Here is a 7,981-nt window from a genome sequence, read left to right as displayed (position 1 = left end):
GGTCATCTGCCGGCGCTGGATCTCCGACACCCGGCCATGGGGGTAGAGGATGAACACATCCACGTTGTCCAGCCCCGCGAAGGCGTCGATGGCGGCCGATCCGGTGTCGCCCGAGGTCGCGCCGACGATGGTCACGCGGGTCCCGCGCTTGGAAAGCGCATGCTGGAACAGCTGCGCCACCAGCTGCATGGCGAAATCCTTGAAGGCCAGTGTCGGCCCGTGATGCAGTTCCAGGATCCAGTCGTTCTCCCCGATCTGGACCAGGGGGGCGCGGGCGGCGTGGCCGAAATTCGCATAGGCGCGCTCGATCAGCGCGCGCAGGTCGTCGGGCGCGACCGAGTCGCCCACGAAGGGGGAGATCACCCGGAAGGCGGTCTCCTCGTAGCCGACGCCGGCGAGGGCCGCGATGGCGTCGCGGTCCATCGCGGGAATGAATTCCGGCACGTAGAGCCCGCCGTCGCGGGCGAGCCCGGCCAGCATGGCGTCTTCGAACGAAAGGACCGGGGCCTGTCCACGGGTGCTGACATATCTCACGCGGGGGGGCTCCTCACCTTTGCGTAACGTCGGGCCTTCGTGTCGCGTCATCCGGTCCGGAGGCGGGGGTCGGAAGGGGCGCTCTCGGGCCGCGGCGGTCTCCGCCTACCCTATCGGCGCGGGGGAAACAACGCGCCGGGAAAGCGCGGCCGGGGGCGGAGTCGGGGCGGCGCGCGGGGCGGCGGCCCCGGCCCTTGACCTCGACCCCCGGCGCCGGTTGAACCGGACCCTCCCGCAGCGCCCGAGGGACCCCAGGATGACCCGCCGATGACTCCGACCTCTCCCCCCGCCCTTCCCGCCGACGCCACACGCGACCCCGCGGCGGCGGAAGCGGCGCTGATGGCGATCCTCGACCGCCTCTCCATCCCGGTCGTCCGCCACGCCCACCCGCCCCTGCGCACGGTGGAGGAATCCCGCGACCTGCGCGGAACCCTGCCCGGGGCGCATTGCAAGAACCTGTTCCTAAAGGCGAAATCCGGCCAGCACTGGCTCGTCGCCTGTTCCGAGGACCGCGCCGTCCGCATCGCCGATCTCGGCCGGGCGCTGGGCTCGGGCCGGGTCAGCTTCGGCTCGGCGGAGGACATGGGCGCGCTGCTCGGCGTCTCCCCCGGCGCGGTCACCTTGCTCGGCCTCGTCAACGACGTGGGCGCCCGGGTGCGCCTCGCCCTCGACGCGCAGATGATGCGGGCCCGGATCCTCAACGTGCACCCCCTGCACAACGAGGCGACCCTCGCCATCGCCACCGCCGACCTGCGCCGGCTCTTCGCCGCCACCGGCCATACGCCGCTGGAGATCGACTTCGACGCCCTCGAAGCGCTCGCCGCCGCCGCCCGCGGCTGATCCCTCCCGCCCGACTTCGCGCCCCATCCAATCCGAGCGGGGCGGTTGCCGGAACGGCCCTCGACCTCTACTTAGAACCCAACGGAATTTTCGGACGGCGGCGACCGCGGCAAGGGCCGGGGCCGGCGCGTCCACGCGCGAAGGGACCGAAGCGATGCTGGAACTGGGCCAGGGCGGCGGCGCCGGAGCGCCCGCCGACGCCGACATCATCAAGGACGTGACCGAGGCCACCTTCATGGCCGAGGTGGTCGAGGGCTCCAAGGGGGTCCCGGTCATCGTCGACTTCTGGGCCCCCTGGTGCGGCCCCTGCAAGCAGCTGACCCCCGCGCTCGAAGCCGCGGTGCGCGCGGCCGGCGGCAAGGTCAAGCTCGCCAAGGTCGATGTCGATCAGAACCAGATGATCGCGGGCCAGCTGCGCGTGCAGTCGATCCCCACCGTCTACGCCTTCCTCGACGGCCAGCCGGTCGACGGCTTCGCCGGGGCGGTGCCGCCGTCCGAGATCAAGGCCTTCGTCGACAAGCTGGTCGGCATGGCGGGGGGCGAGACGCTCGCCGACGCCATCGCCGCCGCCGAGGAGATGCTGGAGACGGGCGCCGCCGACGACGCCATCCAGGTCTTCGCCGCGATCCTGGAGGAGGACCAAGACAACCTCGCCGCCATCGGCGGTCTGGTCCGCGCCTTCGTGGCGTTGCAGCGCTATGAGGAGGCCCATGCCGCGCTCTCCCGCGTCCATGCGCTCAAGATCAACGACCCGGCCATCGCCCATGCCCGCGCCCAGCTGGAGCTCGCCGAACAGTCGGTCGGCGCCACCGGCGAGACCGACGGGCTGCGCGCCCGGCTGGAGGCGGACCCCGACGATCACCAGGCTCGGCTGGAGCTCGCCCAGGCCCTGATCGCCGAGCGCAATCACGAAGCCGCCATCGACGAGCTGCTGGAGCTGTTCCGCCGCGACCGCGAATGGAACGAGGCCGCCGCCAAGACCCAGCTCACCAAGCTGTTCGACAGCCTCGGACCCAAGGATCCGCTGGTCGGCAAGGGACGCCGCCGGCTCGGGTCCATGGTCTTCGCCTGAGCGGCCGGCCGATGCCCCGTCATTTCTCGCTCGGCGACCTGCCGGAGGTCATCCCGGTGTTCCCCCTGCCGGGCGCGCTGCTGCTGCCGCGCGGGCGGCTGCCGCTCAACATCTTCGAGCCCCGCTACCTCGCCATGCTCGACGACGCGATGAAGACCGACCATCGCCTGATCGGCATGATCCAGCCGTTCGAGGCGCCGGACGGCAACGACCCGCGCCTCCGCTCCATCGGCTGCGCCGGGCGGATCATCTCGTTCAACGAGGCCGAGGACGGGCGCTATCTGGTGACGCTCGCCGGCATCTCCCGATTCCGGCTGGCCGGCGAGGTCGAGGGCTTCCAGCCCTATCGCCGCATCCGCCCGACCTGGGAGGATTTCCGTCGGGATCTGGGCTCGGAGGAGGAGGATCCCGATTTCGACCGGGACGATTTCCTCGATACGCTGGGCCGGTTCTTCTCGGTGGCGCAGCTGAGCTCGGACTGGGACACCCTGCGCGAGGCGGATGAGGAGATGCTGATCAACTCGCTCTCCATGCTCTGCCCGTTCGAGGTGGAGGAGAAGCAGGCCCTGCTCGAGGCGCCGACCCTCTCGACCCGCCGCGAGACCCTGGCCGCCCTGATGCAGTTCGCCATCGCCTCGGGCGGCGAGGAAGGCGGGGCGCTGCAATGAGCGAGCCCGAGGACGGCCCCGGACCCGGCCCCGAAAGCCGCCCGACCCCCGATCCCCAGAGCCCCCATGCCAAGGTCGGCGGCGCGGCGAACGCGCCCGTCGGCCGCCCCGGCGCGCGTGACGACGACGCGCCGGGCCTCGACCTCCCTTCCCACGCGCTGCCCCCGCAGGTGGCGCGACACCCCATGCAGGATCCAGAGCGGTGGTCCCAGCGCCTGACCGCCTCGCGCCGGATGCTGGAGACGCTGATCTGCCCGGTGACCCAGTCGCGCCTCGACTACGACCGCGCGGCGCAGGAGCTGATCTCCCCCAAAGCCCGCCTCGCCTTCCCGATCCGCGACGGCATCCCGGTGATGCTGATCGACGAGGCCCGCACGCTCGACGAGTAAGTGCGTTTCTGGTAAGCATTTGAAATACATTGTAATTTATTTTGAGACACTGCTCGCAGTTTTTAGATCGCGGACTTACCATTAAGGCCGTCACACGAATTCCCATGGGGGCAGATCAAATTCCCCCCTGCGGCTCAAAATTTCCCTTTGAGGGAAGCGCAATTTTGTGCAATAAAAATAGCGTGGAAGGTTCCAATCTTTCGCGATTCGTATCCGCCAACGATGGAGTTCGATGCAAACGACGTCCTTAAGAACCTCAAACTTGCTTCCTCAAAACTGAGGTTCCACATCGTACGGTTGCGAGCAGAGCGCCGACTGCCTCGACGCGCCCCATGGGAGTGAAGCCATGAACATGCCTGTGCTCATAGCTCTTGCCCAACTGATTGCAACACTGGTGCAAATCGCGATTGCACTATTTTAGCCGCCAGGTCTCCCAGCTCGGGTCCAAACCGGGTTGGGAGACAAATCTGCCTAAACAGATTCGCGTTGGAGGTCAAGGGCGTGATCGATGTGCTTGAGAGTGACACCCAGGAAGTCGGTGCGGCGGTGGTCCTGTTGGCCTATCGACTGCGTCTTTCAGGTGTATCTATTGAGGTGATGTCTATTGAGAGCGGTACCTCTGAAGAAAGTCTTAAAAAACTAATTCAGACACATGGAAGACCCAATCATAGATATCTAGCAACTAATAAAACGCTCAGGGCGCTATACGAATATTTTGTGTCTGACCAGTTCCCCCATCATGATTTTGTGGTGGAGCAGAGCCGCTTGTTCGCAAAACTGCGAGGCGATGGGCTATCCCTCCGTAGAGATGAAGAGAGTCCGATGCAGCAAAAAGTTGCTGAAATAGGATACTCCCTTGTTCTTAGTCTTTTAGAGATAGACCGAGGCACAACAGGTATATTAAAGGATTTATTCGGTGAGTTTATCTGCTTCAGGCAGGCAAATAAGGCTGGACGAGTGGTTGTTTCGGAGGTTTCTATACGGAAGCGGGCTGGGGAGTCAGGTGTCGTCGTGTTTTTGCATCGTCGTGTTTCCAGTCAAAAAGATGAGTGGTTTGGCGACGGATTAGTCATTCCAGTAGGGGAAAGGGCATATTTAGTAGGAGATATTCGGGCCGAGAGCGGCGTAAAAAATCGTAGCCGTTCATCAAGTCTTCAAGGAATTGAACTAATGGTTTTCAGAATCTCACCATCCAATATTGTTGGCGGGACAACGCTTACCAGCGCATTTGATGGAGAAATTGTGTCAACAAATGCCTGTTTGGTTCGGAAGGAATATTTCGAGACTATTTTCGATGGAGATTATTTAAATCTAATTGGTGTTCATGACATGATAGAATTATTTAATTCAATAAGGGATCACTCGGCCATATACGAAGTTTGTTTTAGTGAGCTAGGGGATGCTGGGCTTGTTCATTCTCCCCGGGGTTGGTAGGGCCTGAGAGAATTGGCATCCGCGCCTCGAACCGCGCGCCGCCCTCGGACCGGGCCAGGGTCAGGTCCCCGCCGAACCTGCGCATGATCTCCCGGCTGATCGCGAGCCCCAATCCCGCGCCGCCCTGGTCCTTGCGGTCCCAGCCGCGGGAGAACTTGAGGAACACCCGCTCCCGGTCCGCCTCCGCCACGCCCGGCCCGTTGTCGGAGACCGAGAGCACCGCGTGCCGCCCCTCCACCGTCACCTCCGCCCAGACCTTCGGCGCGACGGAGTCGTTGTATTTCAGCGCGTTGGACAGAAGGTTTATCAGCACCTGGGTCAGACGGTCCGGGTCCGCCATCACCCGCGCCGGCACGGCGCCGCGCAGCGCGATCTCCGCCCCCGAGGTCCGCGCCAGCCCGCGCACCGTCTCCACCGCCCGGCTCATCACCTCGGCCGCGTCGGTGGGCACGATCGGCAGCGGCGTCTCGCCCCGTTCCAGCACGTTGAGATCGAGGATCTGGTCCAGCAGCCGGGTCAGCCGCAGGCTTTCGGCATGGATGATCCCGATGAAGCGCTGGGCATCCGCGCCGTCCGCGGCGCCCGCCTCCAGCAGGATCTCGGCGAAGGCCCGGACCGAGGTCATCGGCGTGCGCAGCTCGTGGCTCACCTGGCTGAGGAAATCGTCCTTCTGCGCGTCCAGTTCCCGCAACCGCGCATTCGCCTCGCGCAATTGCCGTGCGGCCAGTTCCAGTTCCTGACTCTTGCGCTCCACCTCATGCGAATATTCCATCAGCCGCACGGTCTCGTCGGCGATGCGCATCAGCTCGGTCAGCGAGATCGTCTCCCCCCCCGCCGCCTTGGTCACCATCGCATGGGCCGAAGCCGCGCCGACCGAGCCCGCAAGCGCCCGCTCCAGTTGCTGCACGAAGCGGTCGGTGGGGGCGGGCAGCCCCTCGCGTCCCTGCTCGAGCGCCGATTCGCGGAACAGCCGCTGCGCCGCCCCGCCCCCGAGAATGCGCTGGGCGAGCACGAAGAGATCCTCCGACGCCGCCTCCCGCCGCACGATCCCGGCGATCTCGGCCTCGCCGGTGCGGAACACGTCGACGAAGATCGCCGATTGCAGCCATTCCAGCGGCGAGGGCTCGCGCGCCAGCGACCCCGCCACCAGCAGCGCGACATTGACCGTCATCGACCAGAAGACGGCATGCACCAGCGGGTCCATCCCGGTCATGCCGAGCAGGGCGTAGGGGCGCAGGGCGTCGATCCCGAACGGCCCCGCCGCCATCACCGCCTCGGGCAGCAGCCCGGTCGCGGGCAGCAGCAATGTCCACGCCCAAACCGCCGCGCCCCCGCCCAGACCGGCCAGCGCTCCCACCCGCGTCGCCTGCCGCGTATAAAGCCCCGCCAGCAGCGCCGGCAGGAACTGCGCCACCCCGGCGAAGGCGATCAGCCCGATGGAGGCGAGCGCCGCCGCCCCCTCCGACGCCTGATGATAGAGGAACCCCAGGAACAGGATCCCGATGATCGAGCCGCGCCGCCCGATCAGCAGGATCCGCCGCACATCGCCCGAAAACGCCTCGGATTCGGACCGCGCCCGCAGCACCAGCGGCGTCACGATGTGGTTCGACACCATGGTCGACAGCGCGATGGCCGCGACGATCACCATCGACGTCGCCGACGAGAACCCCCCGATGAACACGAAGATCGCCAGCGCCGTCTGCCCCTGCGCGAGGGGCAGCGACAGCACATACATGTCCGGATTGGAGCCCGCGGGCAGCACCATCAGCCCCGCCGCGGCGATGGGCAGGACCGACAGCGTCATCACCAGCAGATAGAGCGGGAAGAGCCACCCCGCGGTGGCCAGATGCCGCTCGTCGTCGTTCTCCACCACCGTCACCTGGAACTGGCGGGGCAGGCAGATGATGGCGGCGGCCGACAGCAGCGTGATCACCGCCCAGCGCGCCCCGAAGGCGGTGTCGTCGAGATGCAGCAGCTCCGGCGTCAGCCCCTCCAGCGCCGGGGCGACGCCGCCGAAGACCGAGAACACCGCGAAGCCCCCGACCGCGGTCAGCGCGACGAGCTTCACCAGCGCCTCCACCGCGATGGCCGCGACCACGCCGAAATGCCGCTCGTTCACGTCGACGGACCGCGTGCCGAACAGGATGGTGAACACCGCCATCCCGGCCGCCACCCAGAACGCCGCCGCCCCGGTGTCGTCGGCATAGCCCGGCCCCGCCACCAGCGTGAAGCTGTCGACCACCGCCTTGAGCTGCAGGGCGATGTAGGGCGTGCAGCCGGTGACCGCGAGCAGGGTGACCATCACCGCCAGCGCCGGGCTTTTGCCGTAGCGCGACGACAGCAGGTCGGCGATGGAGGTGATGCGCTGCGACCGCCCGATCCGCACCAGTTTTCGCAGCAGGAACCACCAGCCCGCGAAGACCAGCACCGGCCCGGTGTAGATCGCGACGTAGTCGAGCCCCCCCCGCGCCGCCTGCCCAACCGCGCCGTAAAAGGTCCAGGAGGTGCAATAGACCGAGATCGACAGGGTGTAGACCCAAGGGCTCGTCAGCCAGTCCCCGCCTGGCCGGCGCATCCGCCGGTCCGCCCAGAACGCCACGCCGAAAAGCGCCAGCACATAGAGCAGGCAGACCCCGAGCAGCAGGTCGACGCTGAGCGTTCTCACAGGTCGCGGTCGGGGTTGAGCAGCCGGCGCGACAGCAGCCGGGCCGCGATCACCAGCCCCAGCCAGACCCCCAGCAGGAACACCAGCGCCGAGGGCGCGCCGAAGATCCGCCCGTCATGGGCGAAGATGGTCACGAAAGGCGGCATCAGCGCGAAGAAGGCGGCGAGGGGCAGCAGCCCCGACAGCGTCTCGGCCCTGCGCCTGCGCAGAAACCGCGGGCGCTTGACGTCGGCGTCGTCCCGCGGTCCGGCGCGCGACGGCGTCACGCCGGCCGGGGCGGCGGGGGAGGAGGCCTCGGCGCCGACGCCCCGCGCCGGGCTCTCGGCCTGCGACGCGGCAAGACCCCGGCCGTCCGGGCCCGCCGCGCCGGGCGTCTCAG

Annotated in this window: 8 protein-coding genes; 5 read left to right on the top strand and 3 right to left on the bottom strand. The window is 67.1% G+C overall.

Translation table 11 applies throughout. The features are described 5' to 3' along the window. Positions 1 to 534: PALP domain-containing protein (locus ACTB72_RS19060; RefSeq protein WP_463038595.1), on the bottom strand; the 534-nt coding region annotated here is incomplete at its 3' end. Positions 535 to 801: 267 nt separating this feature from the next. Here ACTB72_RS19060 and ACTB72_RS19055 point away from each other — a divergent pair. The 5 genes from ACTB72_RS19055 (at position 802) to ACTB72_RS19035 (ending at position 4,937) form a co-directional block, all read left to right on the top strand. Beyond that, positions 802 to 1,374: a prolyl-tRNA synthetase associated domain-containing protein gene (locus ACTB72_RS19055; RefSeq protein ID WP_463038594.1), complete on the top strand. Its 573-nt coding sequence runs from the start codon at positions 802 to 804 to the stop codon at positions 1,372 to 1,374. Positions 1,375 to 1,528: 154 nt separating this feature from the next. Next, the gene (locus ACTB72_RS19050; RefSeq protein ID WP_463038593.1) at positions 1,529 to 2,446 is read left to right on the top strand and encodes a tetratricopeptide repeat protein; all 918 of its coding nucleotides are present in this window, start codon (positions 1,529 to 1,531) and stop codon (positions 2,444 to 2,446) included. Positions 2,447 to 2,457: 11 nt separating this feature from the next. Next, positions 2,458 to 3,114 carry an LON peptidase substrate-binding domain-containing protein gene (locus ACTB72_RS19045; protein ID WP_463038592.1) on the top strand — a complete coding sequence of 219 codons (657 nt, stop codon included), beginning with the start codon at positions 2,458 to 2,460 and terminating at the stop codon, positions 3,112 to 3,114. A 185-nt stretch (positions 3,115 to 3,299) separates the two neighbouring features. Then, positions 3,300 to 3,503: a Trm112 family protein gene (locus tag ACTB72_RS19040; RefSeq protein ID WP_463038596.1), complete on the top strand. Its 204-nt coding sequence runs from the start codon at positions 3,300 to 3,302 to the stop codon at positions 3,501 to 3,503. A 501-nt stretch (positions 3,504 to 4,004) separates the two neighbouring features. After that, positions 4,005 to 4,937: a hypothetical protein gene (locus ACTB72_RS19035; RefSeq protein ID WP_463038591.1), complete on the top strand. Its 933-nt coding sequence runs from the start codon at positions 4,005 to 4,007 to the stop codon at positions 4,935 to 4,937. On the opposite strand, the gene ACTB72_RS19030 is transcribed toward ACTB72_RS19035, so the two are convergent. Both ACTB72_RS19030 and ACTB72_RS19025 read right to left on the bottom strand, forming a co-directional pair. Next, a complete protein-coding gene (locus tag ACTB72_RS19030) occupies positions 4,888 to 7,602 on the bottom strand; it encodes an ATP-binding protein (RefSeq protein WP_463038590.1) in 2,715 nt (904 codons plus the stop codon). The genes ACTB72_RS19035 and ACTB72_RS19030 overlap by 50 nt on opposite strands. Beyond that, the coding region (locus ACTB72_RS19025; protein WP_463038589.1) for a hypothetical protein at positions 7,599 to 7,981 on the bottom strand (383 nt) is incomplete at its 5' end. The genes ACTB72_RS19030 and ACTB72_RS19025, both read right to left, overlap by 4 nt.

Source organism: Albimonas sp. (genome assembly GCF_055129145.1).
Note: the sequence above shows the minus strand (reverse complement) of the source record. Positions and strands in the feature narration are given on the sequence as shown.

Bases quoted from the DNA above. Each gene is read 5' to 3' on its own strand.
- ACTB72_RS19055 (WP_463038594.1), top strand. From the start codon at position 802: ATGACTCCGACCTCTCCCCCCGCCCTTCCCGCCGACGCCACACGCGAC.
- ACTB72_RS19050 (WP_463038593.1), top strand. From the start codon at position 1,529: ATGCTGGAACTGGGCCAGGGCGGCGGCGCCGGAGCGCCCGCCGACGCC.
- ACTB72_RS19045 (WP_463038592.1), top strand. From the start codon at position 2,458: ATGCCCCGTCATTTCTCGCTCGGCGACCTGCCGGAGGTCATCCCGGTG.
- ACTB72_RS19040 (WP_463038596.1), top strand. From the start codon at position 3,300: ATGCAGGATCCAGAGCGGTGGTCCCAGCGCCTGACCGCCTCGCGCCGG.